This is a genomic window from Salinicoccus halitifaciens (assembly GCF_021026095.1).
In the GTDB taxonomy this organism is placed as follows: Bacteria; Bacillota; Bacilli; order Staphylococcales; family Salinicoccaceae; genus Lacicoccus; species Lacicoccus halitifaciens.
Genome location: NZ_JAJNCU010000001.1, coordinates 768,266 through 793,205 on the forward strand (window position 1 = coordinate 768,266; position 24,940 = coordinate 793,205).

At 36.6% G+C, this 24,940-nt stretch carries 25 protein-coding genes; all 25 read right to left on the reverse strand.

Translation table 11 applies throughout. The features are described 5' to 3' along the window. Positions 1–14: 14 nt before the first annotated feature. Positions 15–182, reverse strand: coding sequence for a hypothetical protein (locus tag LPW40_RS03880; protein ID WP_230820893.1), 168 nt, complete (start codon positions 180–182; stop codon positions 15–17). Next, positions 175–555: a hypothetical protein gene (locus tag LPW40_RS03885; protein ID WP_230820894.1), complete on the reverse strand. Its 381-nt coding sequence runs from the start codon at positions 553–555 to the stop codon at positions 175–177. Before LPW40_RS03885 ends, LPW40_RS03880 begins: the two co-directional genes overlap by 8 nt. Next, positions 555–6,965, reverse strand: a complete 6,411-nt coding sequence (locus LPW40_RS03890; protein WP_230820895.1) for a phage tail spike protein — start codon at positions 6,963–6,965, stop codon at positions 555–557. The genes LPW40_RS03885 and LPW40_RS03890 overlap by 1 nt, the downstream gene beginning before the upstream one ends. A 21-nt stretch (positions 6,966–6,986) precedes the next feature. Then, on the reverse strand, positions 6,987–8,426 hold the full coding sequence (locus LPW40_RS03895) for a distal tail protein Dit (protein WP_230820896.1): 1,440 nt from the start codon (positions 8,424–8,426) through the stop codon (positions 6,987–6,989). A 59-nt stretch (positions 8,427–8,485) separates the two neighbouring features. Next, a complete protein-coding gene (locus LPW40_RS03900) occupies positions 8,486–12,934 on the reverse strand; it encodes a phage tail tape measure protein (protein WP_230820897.1) in 4,449 nt (1,482 codons plus the stop codon). A 338-nt stretch (positions 12,935–13,272) separates the two neighbouring features. Further along, a complete protein-coding gene (gpG, locus tag LPW40_RS03905) occupies positions 13,273–13,602 on the reverse strand; it encodes a phage tail assembly chaperone G (protein ID WP_230820898.1) in 330 nt (109 codons plus the stop codon). A 112-nt stretch (positions 13,603–13,714) separates the two neighbouring features. Next, positions 13,715–14,305 (reverse strand): major tail protein, encoded by a 591-nt coding sequence (locus tag LPW40_RS03910; RefSeq protein WP_230820899.1) that lies wholly within the window; start codon positions 14,303–14,305, stop codon positions 13,715–13,717. A gap of 22 nt (positions 14,306–14,327) precedes the next feature. Continuing rightward, complete coding sequence (locus LPW40_RS03915) at positions 14,328–14,717, reverse strand: hypothetical protein (RefSeq protein ID WP_230820900.1); 390 nt, start codon at positions 14,715–14,717, stop codon at positions 14,328–14,330. After that, complete coding sequence (locus tag LPW40_RS03920; protein WP_230820901.1) at positions 14,714–15,118, reverse strand: HK97-gp10 family putative phage morphogenesis protein; 405 nt, start codon at positions 15,116–15,118, stop codon at positions 14,714–14,716. Before LPW40_RS03920 ends, LPW40_RS03915 begins: the two co-directional genes overlap by 4 nt. After that, complete coding sequence (locus LPW40_RS03925; RefSeq protein WP_230820902.1) at positions 15,118–15,438, reverse strand: phage head closure protein; 321 nt, start codon at positions 15,436–15,438, stop codon at positions 15,118–15,120. Before LPW40_RS03925 ends, LPW40_RS03920 begins: the two co-directional genes overlap by 1 nt. Further along, complete coding sequence (locus LPW40_RS03930; protein WP_230820903.1) at positions 15,428–15,754, reverse strand: head-tail connector protein; 327 nt, start codon at positions 15,752–15,754, stop codon at positions 15,428–15,430. Before LPW40_RS03930 ends, LPW40_RS03925 begins: the two co-directional genes overlap by 11 nt. Positions 15,755–15,756: 2 nt before the next feature. Continuing rightward, complete coding sequence (locus LPW40_RS03935; RefSeq protein ID WP_230820904.1) at positions 15,757–15,963, reverse strand: hypothetical protein; 207 nt, start codon at positions 15,961–15,963, stop codon at positions 15,757–15,759. Positions 15,964–16,066: 103 nt separating this feature from the next. After that, entirely contained in the window at positions 16,067–17,260 is a 1,194-nt protein-coding gene (locus tag LPW40_RS03940) for a phage major capsid protein (protein ID WP_230820905.1), read from the reverse strand. Then, a complete protein-coding gene (locus tag LPW40_RS03945; RefSeq protein ID WP_230820906.1) occupies positions 17,260–17,877 on the reverse strand; it encodes an HK97 family phage prohead protease in 618 nt (205 codons plus the stop codon). Before LPW40_RS03945 ends, LPW40_RS03940 begins: the two co-directional genes overlap by 1 nt. Next, complete coding sequence (locus LPW40_RS03950) at positions 17,870–19,141, reverse strand: phage portal protein (RefSeq protein WP_230820907.1); 1,272 nt, start codon at positions 19,139–19,141, stop codon at positions 17,870–17,872. Before LPW40_RS03950 ends, LPW40_RS03945 begins: the two co-directional genes overlap by 8 nt. An 82-nt stretch (positions 19,142–19,223) precedes the next feature. Next, complete coding sequence (locus tag LPW40_RS03955; RefSeq protein ID WP_230820908.1) at positions 19,224–19,433, reverse strand: hypothetical protein; 210 nt, start codon at positions 19,431–19,433, stop codon at positions 19,224–19,226. A gap of 13 nt (positions 19,434–19,446) precedes the next feature. Next, the gene (locus LPW40_RS03960; RefSeq protein WP_230820909.1) at positions 19,447–21,186 is read right to left on the reverse strand and encodes a terminase large subunit; all 1,740 of its coding nucleotides are present in this window, start codon (positions 21,184–21,186) and stop codon (positions 19,447–19,449) included. A gap of 2 nt (positions 21,187–21,188) precedes the next feature. After that, positions 21,189–21,386, reverse strand: a complete 198-nt coding sequence (locus LPW40_RS03965; protein ID WP_230820910.1) for a hypothetical protein — start codon at positions 21,384–21,386, stop codon at positions 21,189–21,191. A gap of 2 nt (positions 21,387–21,388) precedes the next feature. Beyond that, positions 21,389–21,868, reverse strand: coding sequence for a phage terminase small subunit P27 family (locus tag LPW40_RS03970; protein ID WP_230820911.1), 480 nt, complete (start codon positions 21,866–21,868; stop codon positions 21,389–21,391). 322 nt (positions 21,869–22,190) lie between these two features. Further along, on the reverse strand, positions 22,191–22,640 hold the full coding sequence (locus LPW40_RS03975; protein ID WP_230820912.1) for a hypothetical protein: 450 nt from the start codon (positions 22,638–22,640) through the stop codon (positions 22,191–22,193). Positions 22,641–22,669: 29 nt separating this feature from the next. Then, the gene (locus LPW40_RS03980) at positions 22,670–22,912 is read right to left on the reverse strand and encodes a hypothetical protein (protein ID WP_230820913.1); all 243 of its coding nucleotides are present in this window, start codon (positions 22,910–22,912) and stop codon (positions 22,670–22,672) included. Between the two features lie 21 nt (positions 22,913–22,933). Next, positions 22,934–23,326, reverse strand: a complete 393-nt coding sequence (locus tag LPW40_RS03985) for a hypothetical protein (RefSeq protein ID WP_230820914.1) — start codon at positions 23,324–23,326, stop codon at positions 22,934–22,936. Between the two features lie 107 nt (positions 23,327–23,433). Continuing rightward, positions 23,434–24,003: a hypothetical protein gene (locus LPW40_RS03990; protein ID WP_230820915.1), complete on the reverse strand. Its 570-nt coding sequence runs from the start codon at positions 24,001–24,003 to the stop codon at positions 23,434–23,436. Between the two features lie 86 nt (positions 24,004–24,089). Next, positions 24,090–24,509, reverse strand: a complete 420-nt coding sequence (locus tag LPW40_RS03995) for a hypothetical protein (RefSeq protein ID WP_230820916.1) — start codon at positions 24,507–24,509, stop codon at positions 24,090–24,092. A gap of 239 nt (positions 24,510–24,748) precedes the next feature. Then, positions 24,749–24,940 carry a hypothetical protein gene (locus LPW40_RS04000; RefSeq protein ID WP_230820917.1) on the reverse strand — a complete coding sequence of 64 codons (192 nt, stop codon included), beginning with the start codon at positions 24,938–24,940 and terminating at the stop codon, positions 24,749–24,751.

Here is a 24,940-nt window from a genome sequence, read left to right on the forward strand (position 1 = left end):
GACTCACTTCTTTCTTATGTTAATAAACTCTTTAGAACCTCAGAAATAATGTCCTCATCGCTCTTGCCCTCCCAGTCTCCTTCAAGGCTTCTCTCAATTCTGATAAAAGGCTCTGTGCTCACAATGATTACAGAGGTTTCATTAAGTGAAGGAATATAAATTTTGTATTTCAGGTTAAACATGTTTATCTTCCTCCACATCCTCTACTAAGATAGGCATTAACTGCCCTAATGCTAGAGGTGTGATAGTTTCTCCAAGTTGTGAATGTTTGATTGAAGTCAATTCAATCTCTACTTTATGTTGCATTAGTTCATCATATTCTTTGCGAAATTCTTCTAAGTTTTCATGAGGAATATCAGCTGAACCATCCTCTCTGATTTCAGAAGCGAACTTTTGTATAATTTTGTCTCTTAATTTGTCACTTGTTTCTAGCTCGGCTGTCACTATTGATATATTTTTTTGAATAGAAAAAGCTGCCGAAATTGGCAGCTCCTTCTCTACTAAGCTATTTAAACCCTCTACTAGCGCATATAATTTTTCTATTGATAATTCCATCATTTATTCTCCTCAATGCTTCTCAGTCTATCTTCTAGACTGTCTAATTTTTCTTTCAAACTAGCATTTTCATGAGCCAGCTCTTGAATACCTTTGAGAGCCCATGAAATAACCTCGTATTGGTTAATCCCATCACCAGAAACGAATTCTGAAGGTGTATTTCTTTCAACAATAAGACCTCGCTGGTAGAAGTCTTTTGCATCATCTTTTGCATCATCAGCATCTTCCTCATCCACTTTGTATTTGTACTGATAAATTGTTACTTCGTCCTTCAGGATATCAAGAACATTTAGATTCCACTCGCTTATATCTGTCTTATATTTTTCACTAGAAACAGATCTCCAGTTTCTGAATCGGATATCTCGGTAGTTGCTTGTGCTACCTCTTGAGGTGATCCTCAGCTCACTAGGCGTTCTCACCCAGTAATTGTCATACTGATGAGACCAAACACTATCACTGTAAAGTTTTGCCGCTCTAAGGTCTCTGTAGGTAATTCCACCATTGCCTAGACCATCTTGGTTTCGACCATAACCATTTGTGATTCTTACTTCTCCACCGCTCAGTGTGCCAAGGTATAAATGGCTCCATCCTGAAAGAGTTCTCAAGCCTCCAGCATGTAAAGCAGTATCTCTGTTCAGTGAGTTGGAACCTGTGCCGTTCGCATAAAACTCGTTGCCGTTCCAGTCTTGAACGCTATCTCTAAAACGAACTCTATTTGATTCGATAATCATTTTAGATTGCCAAGTTGAGGTAGATGTTCTAAATCTCACTCTCCATTGCGCACTGTTTCTGTTATTAACCCCGCCAAAATACTGCGTAATATGATTAGTCGAGTTACTCTGATCCAAAATGATAGTAGGCTGGTCGTATGCTGTGTACTCATTAGCATAGTCAGTGTCGCTTGAGACTATTCGCCTGTTAGCATACAATCTTAGAGTTGAGCCTGCATTTGCACTATTAAATGGGCCGCTCACAACCGTCTCATTAGCGGCAAAGTCAGACCTAAGCACAGCTCTGTATAGACCATGTGCTCTATAACCGATATTGATTACATCACTTTGTGCAATAATTCCTAAGCCTGGCCTGCTTGAACCAGTAGAGTAGATAGGTTGAATTCGACCAATAGGGTCATCGGCATGGTTATAGAATTCCATATTATAACCGCCAAACTTCATAGTTAGGTCGCCACCTGCATAGCTACTGATTTCACCATTAACCATTTCAATCCTTCTAGAACTATTTGAGTTTTTCACTATGAGACCATTACCCCCATCTACACTGATTGTTCCAGTGTTAAGGTTAAATGAAGTCCTTCCGTTAGAGCTTTGAAGCAACCCAGTTCTAATATTATCTCCGCTAATGGTAGTTCTTCCCGAAGTGGAAAGATCATTAAAGGTTGCATAACCTGACAGGTTAATCTTGCTAGCCGCAATGTTGACTGTTGTAGTTGAAGCATTAAGAGCTCTAGCAATATTGTTTCCGTCCCTTGCGGCATTTGCTTGATTTCTAGCGTTAGTTGCTTTTGTATCAACATTATCAACAGCTGAGTTCAAACTTGTAACAGTTGGATTAGAACCGATGTTGATTGTTCTTCCATCAATATCTACTTTTTCTGCTTTGATTTTTACAGCTTCATCAGATAAGTTAATCTCAGAGATTATCTTTTTCTTTTCCACATTATCCTCAGGTGCTGGGCTCCATCCCGTGGCTTGTTTACCGTATTCCAGCTTCATCCACTCGACTTCACTTGTTGTGGTAGTAGCACTAGGCATGTGATAGAGCCTTAAGAAAGTGTTATTAGAAGATCCTACTCTCCAATTGAATGTGTATGTATATACTTCAAACTCTCCTGATTTAGAAGGATAGAAGTTTCTACCCATAGAAACAGATCCTCCTGAATTGTAAAGTCTGAAGTGAGTTTTTGTTGTAGCAAGCTTAGCTTTAAATGATACTGTGACTTCAGTTCCTTCAGCTATTTTCTCTGTCAGATAGTAATCAGCGATATTGTATCTGCTAGTAGATACTTTTCTACCAGAATCAAGTAGTAGGTTTCTCCCACCTTTAGCCATATCATCCAGCTTCTCAGTCGCTTCATCAGCAGTGTCCTGAGCAACATTAGCTACTTTCTTAGCGGCAATTTCAGCTTCTCTCGCTTTTGTATCAGCATGAGTCTTAGCTTCTTGAAGTTTAGCATTAGCATCTTTAATTCTAGCTTCCTCTTCAGCAGTTACTTTCCCATCTGCATAAGCCTCTGCAATAATACGCTCTGCCCTTGCTTTAGCATCAGCATGATCTTTAGCCGCCTTCTCTGCTTCATTGGCCTTTGTTTCAGCATGTCTCTTGGCGTTGTTTTCAGCAGTGTTAGCTCTAGAATTAGCATGATCTTTAGCCGCTTTCTCAGCCGCTTGAGCAGTTTCGTTAGCGTGATCCTTTGCTTCTTTCAATTTAGCCTTTACATCTGCTATTCTAGCTTCTTCTTCTTTAGTGATTTCGCCATCTGCGTATGACTCTGCTTTCACTCTCTCTGCTTTAGCTTGAGCAAGAGCATATTCTTCAGCGGCTTCCTGAGCGGCTTTCGCTTTGTTATCAGCATGTTTTTTAGCATTAGACTCTGCTGTGGAAGATACATTATCTGCATATCTTTTAGCATCATCAATAGCGATTCTGATAGAAGAACCTGCTGAGATATCTACCTTATCACCGTTAATCTTGACACCTTCAGTGGAGGCATTGATAGAAGCTACTACTTCAGTCTTTCCGACCTTCTCAGTCATTTCCCCATCTATCTGAGTAAATTTATTAGTGTTCTCCCTGACAGAAACATCAAACTCTTCTTTATTTTGAGTTACTGTAGTAGATACTTCAGATAGTCTATCTGATACACCTTTGACCTCACCTTTGATATTTTCTGCATCAAGAGATAACTCTGCTTGTTTTTCACTAAGTGTTTTGTTAACACTATCAAGCTCTTCTTGAGAAGCTTTAAGTGAGATTTCTTTACCATTGTTCGTAATTGAGGCCTCATGCTTTCTTAAAATGCCGTTTGTGGAAGCTTCTTCGTTGATATCATATTCAGTTGCTTTGTATCCGTGTGGGATTTCTGCTTCAGGAAGGTCTTGTAGTACCCAACCCGTAGTTTGAATGTTGTCTTTCATCCAAATCGAGATGCTGTTAGTTGAGTCTCTTGTAGGATTGAAATATAAGTCTAGATATTGCTCATCATATGTATCTTTAGTGAGGAATCTTGCTTTTGTGAAGGGGAATGAGGTCATTTTAGCAAAGCTATTTACAATAAACTCTGCATTATTTGCCCTATTGAAGAATACTGAGGCGTTGAATTCAACAGTACCGTGTTGGGAGGAAGTTCTATCGGCTATGATGAATCTAGCTGATGCTCTGTTTCCTGCATTCATAGCTAGTCTTAACCATTTGCCTTTTTTGTCAGTAGTAATATTTAATACTCTATTAGCATCTCCTAGAGTACCAGTTTCAACCTTGTAGTTCTCATACTCTGTCAGAGTCACTTTGTCTTTAATTTCTTCTGCTAACTGAACTCTTTCACTAGTAGCTGTGTCAATACTTGATATAATACCTTCTTGATCAGTGTTATATTGAGCAGTTGATAGCTTAGTACTAATCTCTTCAGCATTAGTTTTAATATCAGCTTGAGCTTGCTTAATCTGTTTCTCAGCATCTTCTAAAGCACTCTCAGTTTCAGTTACTTTAGTGATAGTCTGCTCTAAACCTCCTGCTGTCTCATTTGTTTTGTTAGTTACAACAGTGAGAGATTCATCAGTAGCTTCTGTCTTTTCAATAAGTTTATCTATACCTTCCGCATGAGTCTCAATCTGAGTTCCATGAGTTGTGACTGTGTTATTTAAAGTGTCTACCACACTTTTATCTGCTTTTTGAGTGATAGCTTTAGCTGTTTGGGTAACTTCAGTGCTTACACTTTCAATTTGCCCTTCAAGAAGATCATAATCATCTCTAGTCATCTTAGTTGATAGCTGATTCTCTAATTTTGTAATCTCTCTTGATAACTGAGTGATATATTGTCTGTTATCCTCTGGAGCAGGTTGCCATGCCATTTCACTTGTACCTTTGTATAAGTGAATCTGCCTAATATCAAACTCTCCAACGATATCGTCTGTGTAGTCAGTACCTACCTTTAACTGTGCTCTCAGAATATCTTCAGTTGGGGTGAATTGCATGTAATACCTATTCCACTCACCTGTTGCTTCTAGATTGAGTGGTTGAGGGATCATTGTGTCATGAAGAATGTGCTTTGTAGAATCAGTAGATAAGAATATATAGTCTAACTCATCGACTACATCACTTCTGAAGTCTAATGCTAGTGTGTATGTTTCTTCTGCAAGGTAGTCCATTTTGTTATGGAAGAGTATGAATGCTTCATCTCTACTAGCATCCTCTTTATTAATTCTTACATATTCTAGCTCTTCATCATCTAGAATCGTGTAGCCACCTACTACTGTAAAGTGAGATTCATCTATAAGAGAAGTACCTACGATCATATTTCTACTATCGCCTGTAATCTCTTCAATCATGTCATTGAGAGTATTTCTAGCACTTTCTATCTTGTCTTCAAGCTCTAACCTAGTACCTTCTAAATCTTGAGCTAACCTAGGATCGCCTCTCAATACACCATCTTCAAAAGTAAGTCCAAATTTACTAGCGACTTCCTGCATAGCACCCTCATACTGCTCATCACTGTACTGAGACTGTAAGTATGCTAAGTGATCCATTGCAAATTCAGTTGTTTTAACAATTGTTTCTCTGAGCTCATTGATAGCACTACTGTAATCAAGCATCATTTGATGAATAATATTAGATTGCTCTAGATTAAGTCTTCTATCTTCTTTGAATCTTTCAACTTCTGACATTAGAGTGTCATATGTTTCAATAACAATTTGAACATTATTGTCGATAGTAGTTCTGTGAGAATCATTGATATATTGATTTTCTTTGACTTGATTAGCTTCAGTAAGAAGTGTCAGGTGGTTAACTTCAATGTTCGCAAGGGAGGACAGTACAGCTTCATACATAGCTTCTTCTCTTGTAACAGCATCAATATCAGAAGCTTCTGTTACTGCCTTGATCTCTGTATTCCAATAGCCATTGAAGTATCTTTTTAGAATAGGTTTTTCGGGGTTTGAGGTATCTAACCAAAGTTGGTCATTAATAGGATTATCAGGAGGGGTATCTTGCTTGAAGATTCTTCTTTCAACTTGTGTATCTATGATTGTTACTATGTTATCAAAGTTGCTTCTAGTTTCAGTCATTCTTTGAGTGAATAGAGCTCTCAAGTCTTCAAATCTTTTAGTGATATCTTCTTGAGTGAACTCGATGATTTCACCTAAAGTATAAGTCTTGTCCTCAGGATTGAAGATACTTCTTCTAATCTCTTTAACTACAGCTTCAACATAAAAATAAGGTTCTTTCAAATCATCTTTAACTCTAATCTTATCACCGATTAAGACTCTCTCATGATCTAAAAATTCATCTAAGTATACAGCCTCAATAGTATAATCAATTCTAGGCTTATTTCTCTTATTGAGTTCTGTTCTGCCTAAAGTTTTAAGCCTGTTGAGAGTCATGTCTGAGTCGTCTGACTCTGGCTCGTAAATACCCCAGATATACTCTCGTGGATTGCCGTACAATGCTTGAGCTTCGTCATCAACTACAATAGTAGTAAGTCTTTCTTGACCTTCTTCTTCAGGTTCAGGAGCTAAACAAAGTAAAGCTGTGACTACTTCAGTAGCATTTCTCTGTACTTGTAGATCAGCTAAGTCCTTGCCTCTTCTAACTTCTTTACCACTGAATAGAGCTGTTTTCTCTCTCATATGAACATATCTTCTAGTTACTCTATTACCATTTGTCTCAATAGTGAAATCTAATTGTAAATCAAATCTGTTAGCAATTATTTTAAGCACTTCATAAGGAGAGTTGTAACTTGTCCAGCTGATAGTTCTGAAGCCAGCATATTCAATGTCTCCAACCTCCCAGCCTGCTACATTAAATAGCGCAAATTCTACAGCTTGCTGTGCAGTATGCTGATCAATCGTTTGTGGTTCGATTGGTTTAGCTTTCTGCAAATCTTCAAGGTATGAAGAAGTTGTCTTAATCTCAGCCTCGCCCTCATATGTATCTATGTTAATGTCATCGACTATAAACTCTCTATAATTGCCTAACTCTTCGTCAGGAATGAGTACTCTGTCTCTCTCTTGAATGTTTTCAGATGCTTTATAATCAATAACAAAATCAAATGTTTCTGAGTTGTTCTCAATGTTTCTTATGTGTAAATCATCTAAAACAATTTTAGAATTTTGTCTGTTAGATAGCACCTCTTTTATTCTTTCAGAGTATCTATCCAGTATATGTATTTGACTCAATATAGTTCACCTTTCTCTTTTTTAATGGTATCTATCTCTCCATTCCGCTGTCACATCGAATGTGTCTTCAGGATGAATGAAGATTTCTGTTAAACTTGCAGGCACATCAAAGTATGTAGCACCAAAGTCCTTAAGCTCTGTAGCAGGTGCACCGTTTAACAGCATGATCTCTTGTTGATTATCTATCTCGATAATATCTCCTCTTTTGATAGCTAGAGGGATGACTCCTGCTTCATCAGGTAGTATTCTTTTTACTTTCGTTTCATATATGTATAATGGTACTTCATTATCTTCACCAGTGTATTTAGATACATATGTGATTAACTGTCTTACACTTCTATCATAATCACCTGTCGTATCTATAAACTTTCTATTCATTCTTGAAGAAATCTTAGTGCTACCATTTTCCTCGGTAGACTTAAAGGCACTAGCTGTAAACGCATTGCCTTGCTTCTTCAATGTGATATGTACTTTCCCGAATCTGAAAGCATTGGGTGATTGTCTTGCATAGTATATGTTTTTTGCATTTCCATTTCGATCATAGATCCTCACTACAACTCTTGTATCTTTAACTGATAACTGAGTATCAATCAGACCTATGCTGGCTACAAGGTTTCCAGTTTCATCAGCTAAGTGTACAGTGCCTTTAATCAAGCCTTTCCTTCTGCGGTTCAAATCTGGGTGTATCTCTATAACAGTTGATATCTCAAAGTCACTTAAAGTACTGCTTAAGCTTCTTTGTAAAGCTCCACCGTACCAACCATTTGTACTCTCTCCGTAGTCAGAAACAATAAATGATTCACCATCTGATGTTAAGCTGCCACCGACTGCTCCACCTGTAATGTTGTCGTCAATACTATTTGTTCTTCTAGTCCACCCTGATATAGACGAATGATCAGTTGAGTAAACTACAGGAGATAAGTCTTTAGTCTCTTGAAACACATCAGCACCCTCGCCCAACATGAAGTACTCTTCATCATTCTTTGATATCATAATCATTGTGCTATCTCTCTTAGCAGTAGCCTTGAAGACAGGATAAGTAGGAGCTGTACCTCTGTTATAAATAGTTAAATGATCATCTTCAGAGACTGTGCTATACCGTTCATTAGAATACTTATAAGGATCAGCAATGATACAATTAAGCTCAAACCTTACAAAGCCATCAGTTTCTTGTTTGAATTGAATAGTCCCTGTAAATACTACATTCCAGTACCAATATTCATTTTCAAATCTTAGTCTTACTTCTTCTTCTCTATTGAAGAATTCAACTAGCTCATTGACGATATCTTGATATTCTTTATTCTCATGATTTACATATATGAAAGGAATAGGAAAGTTAAATCCCTCTACTTTCCTCTCTCCAAGCAGGAACCCATCTCTGCCTTTGATCTCTCTTGTCTCTATCATTGTATTCAAGGAAGGAATTTCAAATTCATCCTCAATATATAGATTGTCGTTCATAATATTATTTATATAAAACTGCAATTACTTCACTTCCTTTATAAAAAGAAGCTAGACTCTTATGAGAATCTAGCTCTTCTACCATTTTCATATTCTGCTCTTTTAGTGATTTCAGGCTCTAATTCTTTAGCCAATTTTCGCTTATCATAAAGAGCTACATACTCTTTCTCAGCTATCTTAGCTAGAAGCTCAATCATCTGATTGTTCTGGTCTAACTGTTCTTGTTGCTTATTGATAAGCTGTTTAAGCTCACTTACCTCATTGCTCGTATTTATGTTCGGCAAGTTATTAGGTCTTAAGTTACCATTGTTCTTCTGTAGTGATTTACCAGCATATGCTAGGAGTTTCATAGCATCTGTTCTTCTTTTAGGATCGGTAGGTATGATCCATTCACCATATCCTTCTTCTCCGAGCCTGTAGAGACCATCAGTTACAAAGCCTCCTGTTGCATATCCAGCTTTCTTAAGCAGTGGTAGAGGGTCAATAGCAAATGCGTTACCTATACCGCCTCTCATCGCTTGAGTATGTAAGTGATAACCAGTTGTACGAAGTCCTGTGTTTCCTGTAACACCTAGGTTAGTCTTACCAGCTTTAACCATGTCTCCGACTTGTCGAGCAATAGATTGCATGTGCATGAACCACCAGTTAAGCTCACCCGATTTGATCTGGATAGAGTTACCACCGTATTTGTCATGCCACACTCTTGTTACCTTACCTGTGACAGGTGAAGTGAGTCTCTCGTATCTATGAGCCGTATCTAGTCCATAGTGGCGAGTAACGCCCAATTGTCTAGCTATGTGTGCAGGGTATCTACCGAAACGAGCTGTGATAGCTCTGTTCAGTATACTACCGCCACTTACCTCTCCACCTTCGTTATCTTTAAAGATGCCTGTGATCCAATCCAGAGCCTTGTCTTTGAAGAAGTTAAAGCCACCTCTTAAGAGTGCGCCTGCAAATCCTGAAAATCCACTGAAATCAGGAGCGATACTATCAATAACAGCATCCAGAGCTTTCCCTGGGTTTTTAATGTAATCCCATGTGTTCGAGAGTACATCTCCAATTGTTCCAAATAAGCCCTTCTTATCCTTCTTATTATTCCCATTTTTAGTGCCTGATCCAGCATTAGTTGTACCTTTACTGAACCTTGGTAGGCTATCTAGAATCTCTTCTGTTTGCCTGTTGTTGTAAATGATAGTGCCTTTAGGAGCAAAGATCGTAGCATCATTATCATATAAGCCTGCTGTACCGTCTGGGTATTGTACAAGCTCTCTAGTACCTTTACCGTTGCCGATACCTCTGTCTCCGACTGTTGCAAGCATGTCATGAGCTATTGCACCGTTCTTAGTTGCACTTGAAGGAGCTCCTGTTCCTTTAGAGAATCTATTGATGCTAACTTCACTGATTGTAGATGTTATACCTAGTTTTCCAGTGATATTGTTGAGTCCACCGATTACTCTGTTGATTACTTTTTCAAGTTGATTGATGATACTATTTCCAAGCGATTTGACTCCATCTACAGCTTTAGAAGCACCATTTTTAATAGCATTTCCCAGTCTGCGAGGTAATTTTTTAGCTCCATCGACCATCTTATCGAAGATATCAGTAGCCCTGTCTCGAATTCTCCCGAAGAGATTTGATACCTTATCTCTTAGATTTTGTACTCCTGAAACAACTCTCGTTCTCATATTCGTGAAAAGATTAACTACTCTGTTTCTCAGATTAGTTACTGTGCTTCTTACATTACTAAGTAGATTTGAGAAGAGATTTCGTACAGAGTTGTAGAGGTTTCGTACTGTATTAGTAACTCTCGTTCTAAGAGCATTAAATAGATTTACAGCAGTGTCACGAAGTCTAGTAGTGATACTAGTGACATTCGATCTCATATTAGTGAAGAAATTTCGCACAGAACGGAATAGGTTACCTACGGTATTAGATACTCTAGTACCCATATTTCTAAATAATTCATAAGCTCTAGATCCTAGTCTTCTTACTGTATCAATAGTGTTATTGAACATTCTTCTGAAGAAATTGATAACAGAGCTTACTAACCTTGAAACAATATTATTGATTCTGGTGTTAAGCTGTCCGATGATTATGACACCATCATCAAATAAATTCCTAAAGAATCCTGTTACACTAGTCCACAAACCTCTAATAGAGCCTGTAAATAGTTTTACGAGTGATCCTACACCTTTAATGATTCTTCCGTAGAAGAGAAGTTGGAATCCATTCCATACCGCTTGAATAGCTCCAGTAAAAATGGATTTTACACCTTCCCACATTTTGGAGAAGTCGCCTGTAAAGATTCCAGAGAACAATTTTACAAGTCCATCTATGACCTTGAGACCGCCTCTTATAACTCCTTGAATATTCTCCCAGACCATTTTTATAATGAATTCCACAGCAGGCATAATGAATTCTATAGTTGCTAAAATACCTTTAAATACATTAGATATTCCGTTGCCTATGTTGGTTACTATTGGAATAATATTAGCTGAATTATCTTCCCACATTGAGGTTAATGAAGTGCCTACTTCATCAATAAAGTCCATTACACCTTGTAGTGCAGGTCTCACTCTATCAGCAATAGAATTACCTAGTTCCAGCACTCTATCCTTTACTTCGAGAATGTTATCTCTTAACCCAGTGATTCGACTGATGTTGTCATCAGTCACACCTATAGCAGATAGTATCTTCTTACCATTCTCTTCTGAACCAGTGAAAAGATTCTTAACTCCAGATCCAAATTCTTTTATGTAATCCCAAACTTCTTTAGCTTTGTCTCCAACTGCTTGAATACCATTCCTGAAAGTCTCTGAATTAGTGTAAGCTGTCATAAAGGCAGTAACTAGTACACCTATGATAGTAATACCTAAGCCAATCGGCCCCGTAAGTCCTCTAAATGCTAATCCAAGTGTTTTAAGTAAACCCCCATTCTTAGCAATGGATGAAGCCAAGGGAGCTAATGAGGTCATAGCACTTCCAACTATCTTAATGAATCCACCAACACCTACTAACACAGGAGGTATTGCAGCTGCTACTCCTCCAAAGGCTACAATTGCACCTTTAGTACCGTCAGACAGATCATTAAACTTATTAATCATATCTGTCATCCACTGAATGATATTTCTAACAGCAGGTAACAACATTTCTCCTATGCTCAAAGCAGTTGCTTCAAGAGAAGATACAAACTCTTCAAAGTCGCCTTTCAAGTTGTCTTTCATAATAGTGTGCAGTTCATCTAGTGCACCGTTTGATTCTTCATTCAGCTTTGTATATTCTTCTAACTTACCGCCTGATGCATCTAATAGTGTATTCATGGAAGACAAGTTCTCAGTACCAGCTATCATACTGATATACCTGTTTCTCTCTGCATCTGTTAAGCCTTCAGTTTTAGTTTTTATTTCTTGTAGAATTTCATCAGAAGACTTCATCGTACCGTCTGCATTTGCCATTGAGATACCAAGGTCTTCAAATGCTTGAGCAGTTTGTCCTGTTGGGTTAACAAGCTTAGCAAAAATACTATTCAGCTTAGTACCTGCTTCAGCACCTTTAATACCGTTGTCCGCAAGCACACCAAGCATTGCGTTTGTTTCATCTACAGAGAAGTTCATTGCATTCATAGTAGAACCTGCTCTGATATAAGCTTGCATCATTTCTTCAGCTGTAGTGTTACTGTTAGACTGAGTGGCTACCAAACTATCCAGATACCCATCTAAGTCTGCTGTCTCTATACCTAAAGCGCCCATCGAGTCTGTGATGAGGTCAACGCCATGAGCCAACTCTAACCCTGTAGCTTCTGTAAATTTAAGAGCTCCACCGATTGATTGAGTTTGCTGTTCAACATCCCAGCCTGCAAGCGACATGAATTCAAAGGCATTCGCTACTTCTGTAGCTGAATAAGATGTAGAGCCACCCCACTCTTTGGCACTGGCATCAAGTTTACTCATGTCTTCATCAGTAGCATTAAGTAGTCCTTGTACTTTACTCATTGCATACTCATAATCCATCGCTGATTTAACACCGACTGTGCCGAGAGCTACAGCAGGAGCTGTAATCCACTTCATACCAGTTTTACCGATTTGCATAGTGTGATCGCCAATGCTCTTCAACCTGTTACCATAATCATCTAAACCTTGACTCAGCTTCGTCCAAGGGGAGGTCATAACCTTGTGCTGTCTTTCCATCTCTTCAAGCTCAGCAGTTACATCTCTTAATTTTGCTTGTTCTTTATTCAAATTATTTGCATAGGCTTCAGCTTCTTTAGAAGCCGCACCTTTTGTTTTTACTAACTCTTGATAATTCTTTTCTGTTTCTTCAACTATTGCTTCCTGAATCTTTTGTTTCTTGTTTAAACCATCTATCTTAGTTGCTAATCTGTCTGACTCTGAACCACTGTCCTTCAATCCTGACAGGTTAGCTTTCAATGCAGAGTTAACCATCCGCATCTGTCTTTGTAGGCCTGTAACAGAACTATTGAGTTTCGTAGTATTTAAATCCAAATCCACAACCATATTTCCCAACGGGGTGTTTCCTGTCATTTACTTCACTTCCTTTTACTTTTACTAATTAAAAAATCATTAAAAAATGGCATAAAAAAAGACCCCTCGATGAGGGGAGTCATCAAGGGGTAATTCTTAAATCAAATCAAATGCTGTTTCAGCATCAATTTCTTTTTCTTTCTTCTTCTTGTTATAAATTCTCATTTCAGCTTCCATTAATGAAAATATATCTGATTCCATGAATTCACTGTGAGACATATGTTTACCATCTTCCCTACTTAACATATAATCCATGAAATCAGTTAGATACTGTTGTTGCTTTTCTATTGAGTAATCCTCTTCGTCTATTTCTGACTCAGAAAAGCTTGTTTCTTTACACTATCTACATCCCGTGTCATCACCATGATCAACTGTGTTTGCAGTTCTTCCATGAAGTCAGCTGCATCAATACCATCGAGGATATCGTCTTTCGTGAACTCACTATGGTAGATATCTTTAGCAATAAAGTCTAAAATCTCATCAATGATCTCCATTTCTTTATCAGGTTCTTGTTCCATTCTTTTAAACATATCTTGTGCTTTAAATACATTCCTTGCACTTGCAAACTTAGAATAGAATGTTTTCTCTTTACCATCTATAAGCAATGTAATTTTTCTATGTGTTTGTTTAGCCATCTTGTAATTTCTCCTTCAATTTTGGGTTTAGTAATTATTCGATAATATGATTTTTTAATTAGTAAAAATATGAAAGCACACTCAATAAAGAATGTGCTTTCTATGTAATCTATTAAGCTTCTGGAGTTCCTGTTTCGTTCTTAAATACTGCGTTAGATAGTATTGAGAAGTCGTAGTCTTCATCAGCAGATGATTTAGAGATTTTACGCTCGCCATCAAACAGCCTATCCATCGCTTCACCTTCGAATGCCAGCTCTCCGAATTCAGTTCCATCTTCTTTAGTAGAGCCTTCCTCAGCCGCTGGGGTCAATACTGCTTTAGTAAGACCAACGAATCGAGAAGTTCCATCTTCCTTAGTAAACTCAGCAATAATACCCAAATACGGGGATTTATGAGTAGAGTTAGAGTATGTGAGTCCATCTTCACGCTTTTCTTCACCCAGAATTTCTGCTTGTAGATCTTCAGGCAGAGAGTGGAAAGTCATATTGAATGTAGCACCAGAACGGCTTTGAGCTGTTTGTACAACTCTGTTACCTGCGTAAGCTTTATCCAATGAAGACTCAGGTGTAACACCGAAGGATCGAACAGAGTCTACTTCGTGAATTTCACCGTATGAAACCTCTTCTTTTGTATCTGTATTTTGTACTGCAATGTACACTCGTGCTAATCCAGTGATTGCTTGGTAATCGTTAGTGTATGCCATTTTTTCATTTCTCCTTAAATATTTAAATTAATATATTGCCTGCATATGTTCTGGAATCTCGATACAAATCAGTATCTTCATCCTCTTCAAACACAGGGCTTGTTTGTCTGAAATTCATTTCTCTTAGTACTTGTTGAACATGTTGACCAATGACGAAAGCTTGGTGATAATCTTCATGCCATATGTCTATGAGAAACTCATAGTAATAACCAACTACCTTATCCCCAGCCCATCTGTTTGGCCTCATATCAGCAAGATTTAATCGAATGCATGGAGATAGTTCCGCATCTGAAAGCTCATCAGGCACACTAAACTTATAGATCCTATCTTCATCAACTAGTTCAGTAAGTTTCTCAGCTAGATTAGCTCTTAGAACTTCTAGCATGTCTTCTAGATATATTTCTTGTGTCATAAGTCCAATGCTCCTTTCAGATGTTTTGCTATCTCTTCTCTCACTGCATCTTTTGTGTTATTGATTGTTCTTGTCATAAACAATTTTGGTGGTTGTCTGATCGTTCCAAATTCAATGAAGTGAATCCTCCACTTAATGTCTTTGGGATATCCAACCGTTATGTATTTGTCGCCTGTGCTTTTATTTGTCTTCACATTTGAAATCACTACATTATGTTTCGCATGTTCTTTAGAAAGATAAGAGCCCTTTGGAGTGTTCTTAGTCAGCTCTTTCTGAACGATTTGAGCACTCTCTCTCAATGCTTGTCTTGAAGCCTTATTAGCTTTCTGACCAAGATTTTCAATTTCAATCATCAGCTCTTCATATCCTTTAATTTCAAAACCATCTCTTTTAAGAGACATTACAATCCAACTCTTTCAGCCATGATTGTGATTACTTCATGATTAGTGAAGTCTGGATAAACTTCTTTAATGTCATAGGTTTGATTTTTAAAATGGATATGCATTTTGTTAGTGATCTCTACAGGTATAAAACGGATAGTAAACTTCAATCTATTTTGAGTACCTGAACTAACAGCCGTCTGATAGTCTTTCGCCCAAACTGTGTCTATGTGTGCATAAGCTTTAAAAACAGTCTTATAAACTTCTTTTGATATTCCTTTGTCGTTGATTCTTTGCTTCTCTTGAAATTCAATGACTTGATTCATCTTATTAATATTCATCGTATTCAGCTTCTAGTTCTTTTTTGTAGTGTATGAAATCGACTTGTAAGTGAGATAGGGCATCTCTAAGTCCATAAGTGAGATTGTGTTGAGGTTTATCAACCAGGGGTAGTCTGTTTCTAAAGTAGTGAGCTGTGAGAAGTGCTACAGCTCTTTTGTAGTGAGTGTTTTCAGTGAAGAATAATTCATAAGGCATTGGATCATTGGTTACAGAGTCTTTTACTTTCTGTTTAGCCCAATCTAGATACATTTCAATAACATCATCTTCAAAATCATCTATGACTCTTAAGTGTTTCTTTACTGTTTCTAATTCCATTTTTAAGCACCTTCTTCTTCAGACGGTTGCTCAGCTTTCTTCTTTCTTTTGCGTTGTTTGATTTCTTTAATGAATTCACCATCATGTTTAGCTAAGTTCTTTTGAATCTCTTTAAATCTTTCATCAGAGACTTCCTGAACAGAACTTACTTTGTATACTTCTTTAGAGTGAATGTCTTTAAATTCTTTAAGTACTTCAAACTTCTTCAAACATTCTCATCTCCTTCAATATGTTCATAGTGCTCAGTATTGGACAGGAGCACTATGAATAATGCTGTCCTCATTCAAAATATTATGTTTATGTATTTATTTATTAAGCTTCTACTGGAGCTGTGAAAGTTACTTTACGAACTGCATCAGCATTAAGCTCTTTAACTTGGTGACGAATAGCAACCATCAGACACTCACCGTACTGCATGTAGTTAGTCCACTGTGCTTGATACTGACTACGATCAAACAGTACAACAGCTTCAGCAAAGTTACCGACATACATAGTATCTTGACCAATAAGGTCATCTTCAAAGATTACAACTTCCATACCAAACAGTTGTTTACCTGATGCAGCAGAGATAGAATTCTGAAGCAGATACTGACCATTACCGTCTTTCATCTTGTCAATTGTGTTATAGACTGACTGAGACATGATCATGTGCTTCTTGAATTTTGGTTTCAAATCAACATTAATAATATCCTTAAGTTTATCGAGTGAGTCAGCTTCTACAGCTTCGAAACCATTTGCAATCTCAAGAATATGAGCATTACGAGTGTTAACTACTGCTTCAGAGAGAATGTCTTTAACTAGCTTCTCAGCGCCAATGCCGTCTTCGATAGCTTCACGAGAAACTGGAATATAACCACGATATGTAGCTACTTTGTAATCAATTTCATCCAAAGGCTGAACTCCGAGTTTCGGGTTATCTTGTAGCTCTTGAGTTGTCTGCAATATTGGTGCTGAATCACCTTTGTATACAGGTTTTGTGCCTGCTGGAGTGCTAACAGGTTCAATAGTTACATACTTATCAAGAGATACTACCTCGTCAGTCATATCTTTAACTTCTGTACCAATATACTCAGGAATTACTACTGCACCTGATTCAGTTGTAAGATCCCTTACTTCGTTGTTCATAATAAAGTTCTGAAAATTAGAGCGAACTTCTTCTTTGTTATCTAATACTACTTCCTCAATTACTTCTGTCATTTTTCTTTCTCCTTCGATTTCAATGTTTTCTTGCGCTTCTTCAGTGCCATCGTTACTATCTTCATCAGATTCTTCTGATTCAGTTCTTTCTTCTTTTACTTCTTCTGCTGAAACTTCTTCAGATTTTTCCTCTTCAGGATCTTCAGCTTCTTCTTCAGCTAATTCAGCTTCAAGCTCTTTAATCTTTTCTTGAAGTGCCTGAATTTCTGCTTTGATTTCTTCAGCTTTGCTCAGGTCATCATTCTCAAGAGCTTCATTAGCTTCTTCGAATTTAGCTTCTACCTCACTTCTTAATTCAGTGACAGTCATTATTGTTCTCCTTTCATTTGCATCAACTCTAATTCGAGTTGTAACTTTCTTTTCTGCTGTTCTTTAAGTTGTTCAGCTTCTTTATCTGCCTCTTCGATACTTCTCAAAGCAGGAGCAACATCAGTGTCGCTATAAGCTGGATAAGTAACAGCTGAAACATCAATGATCTTCTTAAATGAGTTCAGTGTTCGTTCATACATCCTTGTTTCTTTGTTGTATCGAACAGAATCACCTTTTTCATCGAGCTCAAAAGCAAATGAGCACTGATTAATGTTTCCAGCCTCAATGTTTTTATAAAGATCTCTTGCATATGTAGTATCAGCAAGCTCAGCTCTAAACTTTAAGCCGACTTCATCAACTTCAAGTTTTAATGTATCTGCTGTAGTTCTAGCTAGAACTAATGAAGGATTATGATCAATTAGTGCTCTAACATCCTCCATGTCAGCATCCTTTAGGGCTTCAGGCGAGATAGTTTCAACAAAGCTAATATCATTGCTTCGAAGAGGATTACTCTTTGTATTAAACTTAAGAGCATAGCCTTCAATAACCATCTTTTCTTGTTCGTTTGATTCAGCTCTGACTTCTACATCAATAAATCTTTTCTCTACATTACTCATCATTCTCACCACCTTCTAAAGTGGCTTCATCTACTGTATTGTTCTGAACTGAATCCACTCTCTTGAGCTGGTATTCATCTATCAAATCAACATTCATATAGTTCAATGATTGAATTCTTCTGTCTCCACCTTCAACTGGAGGTTTGCCAATTTCTTCTCTGGCTTCATTCAGGTCAATGAGACCCATTTCCCAGTCAGCTTTAACAATTTCTCGCTTCGTTTTTGCATCTACATACTTGTAAACATCTGTATTAAATGAAATCTTGTTCTCTTGTCTCATAGCTTTCACATTGAATAGCTTTCTGTTTAATTCACTTTCAAAACTTGAGATATAATCATTTAAAGTATTGATCACATAGTCACTGTTAGCTTGTTCGAGACTCATTGAATGAGTTTCAATCTTCATCTTATGTAAAGGAACACCTAAAACTTGAGCAACTTTCACATCGCTGTGTTTACTCTCATTAATCAACTTGAGTATTTCAGTATCCACTTTGATTGGCTCATAAGAAGTACCATCATCAAGTACAATGACTTTATGAGCATTATCAGACCCAGCATTAGCTTCTTGCCACTTTTCTCTGATAACCTCTTTGTCATCGGCATTTAAGTTACCTTGAACATTAAGAATTGAGCCTGCTTGAGTACCATTTTTAAAGAAGTTAGTGAAGAATCGCTTACTGTGCTTCTCAGTTTCAATCTCTTCTTTCAGAGCAATTAAAGGTGACTTACCGATTAAACCATCTAAAGTAAAAGGCTTAATATGGATCATATCTTCACCATTAACTTTTCTGTTTCCAGAGCCTTTTCCAATCTTTTGAACTTCGTACTCTAGCTCTACTAAATATTTAGTCGTGCTTTTCTTCTTGATATTTACTACTTTGTCATTAGTAATATGATGTAAAGCAACTGGCACACCATTAGAATCTCTTTCTATTTCTGCATAAGAGTTTCCATTCAAAATCGCATTAGCAATTAATATGTATTTCAAATCTTTACCTGTCATCACACTGTTAGGTTCAACATTCAGTAGGTATTCAAGCTCTTCGTTATAGTCATACTTTGAATCTTTAACTTTGATCGGTAGAGCTGATATATCTCCTGCAATTGTTCTGATAGCTGTAAACACTGCACTGTTCTCAATAGCAGAAACAGGGCTGTACTCGACAGCTTTCATCACTTCATTAAAACTACGGAAGGGTGAAAAATCGTTATTCACTGCTTCTCTTTTTTCAAATGCTTTTAATATATTAAAACCTGCCATTAAATTTTAATTCACCCCGTTCTCTTGGGAATTCATATTTCTTTTCTCAATTACAGTATTATTAGTTGAATTGTCTTTTAAGCTATTTTTGAGCTTGATATAGCAATAAAGCTACAGCTATTAACACAATACCTAGTGAGAAACCGAATGCAGTCAAACTGATCGAGTAAATTGTGTAGAGGATTACTCCCATTCCCAATAAAAATAGCAGTGTTATAAATGTGTCTAAGCTAAACACAAATCCAACGACTGCTTGTAGTACTTCTAGTATTTTGTTGTTGAACTTTTCCATGTTATCCTCCTTCTTAAAAGCTAAATTTACCTTTTGCTATTTTCTCTGAGATAGATTCAGGTGCATACTCATACTCTTTAGCTTCTGAAAAAGCGTTAAACAGAGCCATCAGACTATCAATTTTGTCTGTTCTCTTCTCTTTGACTATTCTCAAGTTATTATTGAACTCTTTTACTCTTGCATCATAAATTGCTCTATTGAGCACTGGATTATCATTATGAATAATCTCTTTATTAAATACTGCATATCTGAAGCCTTTGATATTAGGTGACAAGTTCTTATAATCTTGTCTTAACTCAATGAAATCCCATTTGACTCCTTTTCTTTCAGCCGCTTTGATGAAAACATCAATGTTATAAGGATCATATACTATATACTTGATATTTAGATTGTGCTTCTTCTCATATTCAAGTAGCCATTCAATCATTTGTTCATAATCAATGATGCCTGAGAGCTCATTATTCGACATTGTTACATAGCCTTCTTGAGCAAGCTTCATATAATCAATCTTATCTCTCTTAGACTTCACTTCTATATCTTCAACTGTACTGACAAAAGCATGAGTATCTACATACATCTTCTTGTTTTCTAGCATATGAATAAATGAGAAAGCAGATAAGTCATGGATCTTAGATAAGTCCAAGCCGACAAAAGCATCTGTTCCTGTAATATCAATTTGCTTATCTGTTCTACAAGCTTCCCACCTATCTAATGATAGATAGTTTTTCTCGTTTGTTGCTTGCCAGAGATTAAAGTTTTTGATGAGGATCTTAGTAGTTTCACCTTTCTCTCTTTGCTCTTCAATGTCCTGCCTGATATTCTTAAGAATGGTTGGACGATGCTTCTTATTTTCTAAGAGCGGCATAGCTTTCATCCATAAGCCTTCATTCTCTATCTCTTCTTCTGAATCCATCTCTGCACAGAATACAAAGTATCTATCATTCTTTATTTCACCATTTAACAAGCGAGTTATGTATTGATACTCTTCAAACATCGGACTGGTTAAGTTGTCTGAAGCTGTAGAAATCAATAATGTCAAAGGGTTCTCTTGTAGACCCATACCTGTTTTTAATCTCGAATACATCTCGTCATCAGGTACACTAGCTAACTCATCCAGCAGGACTACAGCAGGGTTCTTACCATCTACAGCATCAGGGTTATTACTTAGAGCCATCATTTTTGAATCTGATGGTTTATCTACTATGTCAGTCTTTCTCATCTCTAGTCTATTTCTAAGAGTCTTAGAGTTAGCTTTGATAATATTAAGCTGTCTATAAGCCATATTATAAATCGTCTTCGCTTGGCTCAATGTGTAACTGGATATGTATATCTCTCTGCCTTCCGCAGGTGATTTTCCAAATAATAATTCGTATAGAGCTATACCTGAACTTAGGATCGACTTCCCTTGTTTTCTCGCCATTGAGATATAGGCCTTTGTGAATCTTCTGTTGCCGTCTTTATCAACCCAGCCATATAGTGAACCGACTATAAACTTCTGAAAGAGCATGAGTGGCATTGGCTTCCCTGTTTTAGTATCAGGTAGTTTCTCTATGAACCTAATAACATGTGATGCTTTTTCAGGCTTCCAGTGATAATTCAATACTTTCAAGTTAATCTCATCTAAATGTCTTTTAGCAACTTGAATATTCTTTTTAGAAGCTATAATCTCACCAGAAACTACTTTTTTAGCATACTCTGTCGCCCAGTCATAGTGCTTAGGAGGTCTACCCACTGCTGGTCTTGCTGTAGTCATGATCAATCAACCCCTCTGTAGTCAATGAGGTGGCTGTATTTATCGACTTCATCAGTGCTGTCCTCTGCAAAGCTCATGACAACACAGGCTAACAGTTCCTCATCTTCTGTATTGTTCGCAAGCTTGACTAATTCTGAAAGACTAGTAAATGCACCTTCCACACCGTTTTGATTTTCAAGTACATATATCACTTTCTTCATGATCAATCATCCTCTTCAAAGAGGTCAGCAAATGGATCATCTTCATTTATAGTCGGCTCAATTAACTTCATACGGGAGTTGATAGTCATTCCAAGTTCAGCTGAGATTGCTCTAATCTCTTTGGTGACTTTCAGCATTTCATGGATAGCTGGGTTAGCTTTTCTTTCTTTGAGTGTGCCGTCTGCAAAGTATGTATTGATCATCTCGCCTGTTTCATTGATTTCTTCTTCTAATTCTCTATAAATTGAATAAAGATTACAGTATGTTGCAATAGAGGTTCTATCGAGGTTTGATATAGGGAGGTCATTTAAAAGAGGAGTGATTCTTCGCCATTCAGCTTTAGCTGTTTTATTGAGGTAAACTGGAGGGGTTGTTTGGATTTTTTCAAAATCATTTAATTTATTCTTGATAGCTTCTCGTTGAGCTTTTTCTTCATTTGACTCATTGCGAGAAACATTTAGTTTTCGTTTTCTGCCTGACAATTTGCATCCTTTCCTTTCTTTATATTTTAGTTGTAAACACTGGGTATGTTCGGGTATATTCGATGCTGAGAGAGCGATTTAGAGGCAAGTTAGAAGAGTTAGATGGGTAGTTGTCCAGTTATATCGCTTGTAGAGGCTCTACGAGGGAATTTGTAAATCGTAAACTTTTCGAATCGAGCAATTTTTGCGGGAAACATGCATCGCCGTTTCATTAGAGACTGACCCCTACCCCCTCAATCCCTTGGGGGACAAGGGTTACAGCGTTTCTTTTTTCCACACAAAAAAGACAACCGACTTGTTCAGCCAGTTGTCTTTCTCATTACTATTTCTTATATCTTTTATTGCTTTCTTCAAGTAGAGCATTGCCCTTTTCAATCATTCGTACCACATGTTCTTGGTAAGATTCATTAGTGCCATCGGTAAATACTATTGTATTAACATCTGATTTCACAGCATCAATTCTTTCAGAAAGATTGACATGTATCACTCCAGCTTTATTCATTTGATTGTAATTTACTCTTATCTCACTATCTTTTCCTACAGATACAGTAATGTTATTATAACTTACAATTTTATTTGTCTTCGCATTAGTTGTAGGAAAAGAGCCCACACTATAAGGTATATCTCTATCTCTAAATTCGTCTTCAAATTTCTTATACTCGTTATATAGTTTATCCATTACAACAAAAATTGCCTCTTCTTTCGGCTTTTCAATATTGTCATCAACTTGTAAATTATTTTTTATGGAATCAAATAACTCTTCTCTAATCATTACCATCATCCTTTATAATTTTTCGATAACTAAACTTTCGACAGTTTATAAATTTCTTGATAATTTTTGCTAAAATGAGTATAACCATCTTCATAAGAATGTAAGTTACCTTTTAAAGCATCTTCTATCCTACACATATCAGATGCTCTACTATCATAAATACTACTTCCTATATAGCTTGCTTTATGAGTTTGCAAATATTGTTTAATAACATTTACTGTGTATACTTGCCCCACCTCTAAAGTTTCCGGTATTTCAGATTGCTCCAACACGCTTCAACACTCCTGTTATTTTCATTTCCTTCTTCTAGATTTTCTATTTTTTGGTTTATTATACTGAGTTTTCTTCGTCTTCTCGGCTAAACGCTCTATTTCATCAAAACTTATTTCTCCTGTAAAAACTTTCATTGCTAACTCATTTATCTGTGTATCACTGTTACTCTTTGATTGAACAGTAGATTGAAATTCTATTCTTTCTTTTTCATGCCTATGTTCTTTATCTTTTATTTCAAGCTCATGCTTGTGCTTCGCCTCTTGTTTTTCTAATTCAACTTTATACTTTTCGATTTCCCTTGCATACTGCTTTTCTGCTAATTCCAGCTTAGTTTTGTTTTTATTGCCCATAACCATCACAGTTACAATAGCAGATATAGTAGCTGGTGTTAACGCAATCATCAATTCATACAAATTTCCATCCCCCATTGTATAATATTTACATCTATATTATACAATGGCTATGCAAATAAAAAAAGAAGTCTCTCATTAGAGATGCCTTATCATTCAGTCTATATTAATTACCAATCTACCCTCGCTACTCTTCCACCTTCTGGCTCGTCTTTAATTCCATGATGAGTTTTTGCTATATAATTAGCAATATATTTTACATGCTTAATCATTACTTTATTCAAGTTATTATCTTCTACTCCATCATCAATAGTACGAGCAGGAGCATCTATATACTCTTCTCCCTCGTCCACCCTGTACTCTTCTTCCTCTTGATAATAATAGTTATTTTTATCTAAATATCTTAAAAACAAGTGAGGTAAACCAAATTGAGAATATACTAGAATCCTATACTTATTTGTTTCTGAGTTATCATATTTAAACTCATAACCAAGAATGTTTTCACCCTCAAATCTTACTTCCAGTTTCATGCCCTCATTATCAAAACTTACAAAGTCTTTGCGAATAATATTACTAGATGTCGGTGCTTCATAAAGTAACTCACTTATTTTATTTCCAATAGATTCAAAATCTCTTCGTACAACCTCTTCTTGGACAACTAATACTTCATTCTTTTCCCTTTCAAGTTCTTCTTTCTTACTTTGATATGCTTCATCAAAAATCCTCTTAAAATCCGTCAAACCAATCACCCTTTGTATAATATTGTAAATCCAACTTATATTATACATGACTATCTTCTAACTTCTCAATGAATATTCTCTACTTATTACCCTTCAGCCACCATCTCAGCAACAGCTTCTACAACAAATTTAAACATGTCTTCTTTAGCTTCAGTACTATATACTATCTTGTCATTCAAACTATGTATTTCATACTCTTTCAGCACAGTCTCATTTACTTCTATATTGCCATCCATGTCAAATCTCACTTTAAACTTTTCTACTGTTACTCTCATAGATTCAGTATATAGTTTAACTTTAATGTTATCCCTATCTCCAACTATGACTTCCTTATTTTCATCTATATACTCAGACTCGACACCTTCAATATCCTCTACAATATTTTTAAGTATTTCAGACAACTCTTCTAGATCAGCTCTAACCTTCTCACCTTTTATATGTAATAAACTATTAACCTCTGCTTTCTCTTTGAGCTTAGTATCAAATAGTTCTCTATAATCCACCATTATTTAAGTTTCCCTTTCTTTTCATTCATCTCTATAATTCTATTCAAAAACTCTTCTGATCTTAGTACTCCTGTTACCAGCAATACAGTTATAAAAATAAGCATCAATGCTATTATTCCTGCCCATGCGATAGTCGGTAGAAATACTGTCCACCAGCTGATCTGAATGAAATCAAACAGCCTTAATATCAATAGGAATAGTGTTATCCAGTTTAAAAAACTAATGTGACTCAAACTCATCTAATCAATTTCTCCGTTCCTGATTTTGTACTCAGCTTCTTGATAAGCCATTAAATATTCATCTTCATCTAGCTCATCATACTCATGAACTAATTCTAAATAATCTATAATTTCATCATGTAACTCAGTCACATATTTTAATTTCTCTTCTACACAATAGTGTTTCATGTCATTCTTATTGCTCCTTTCCAT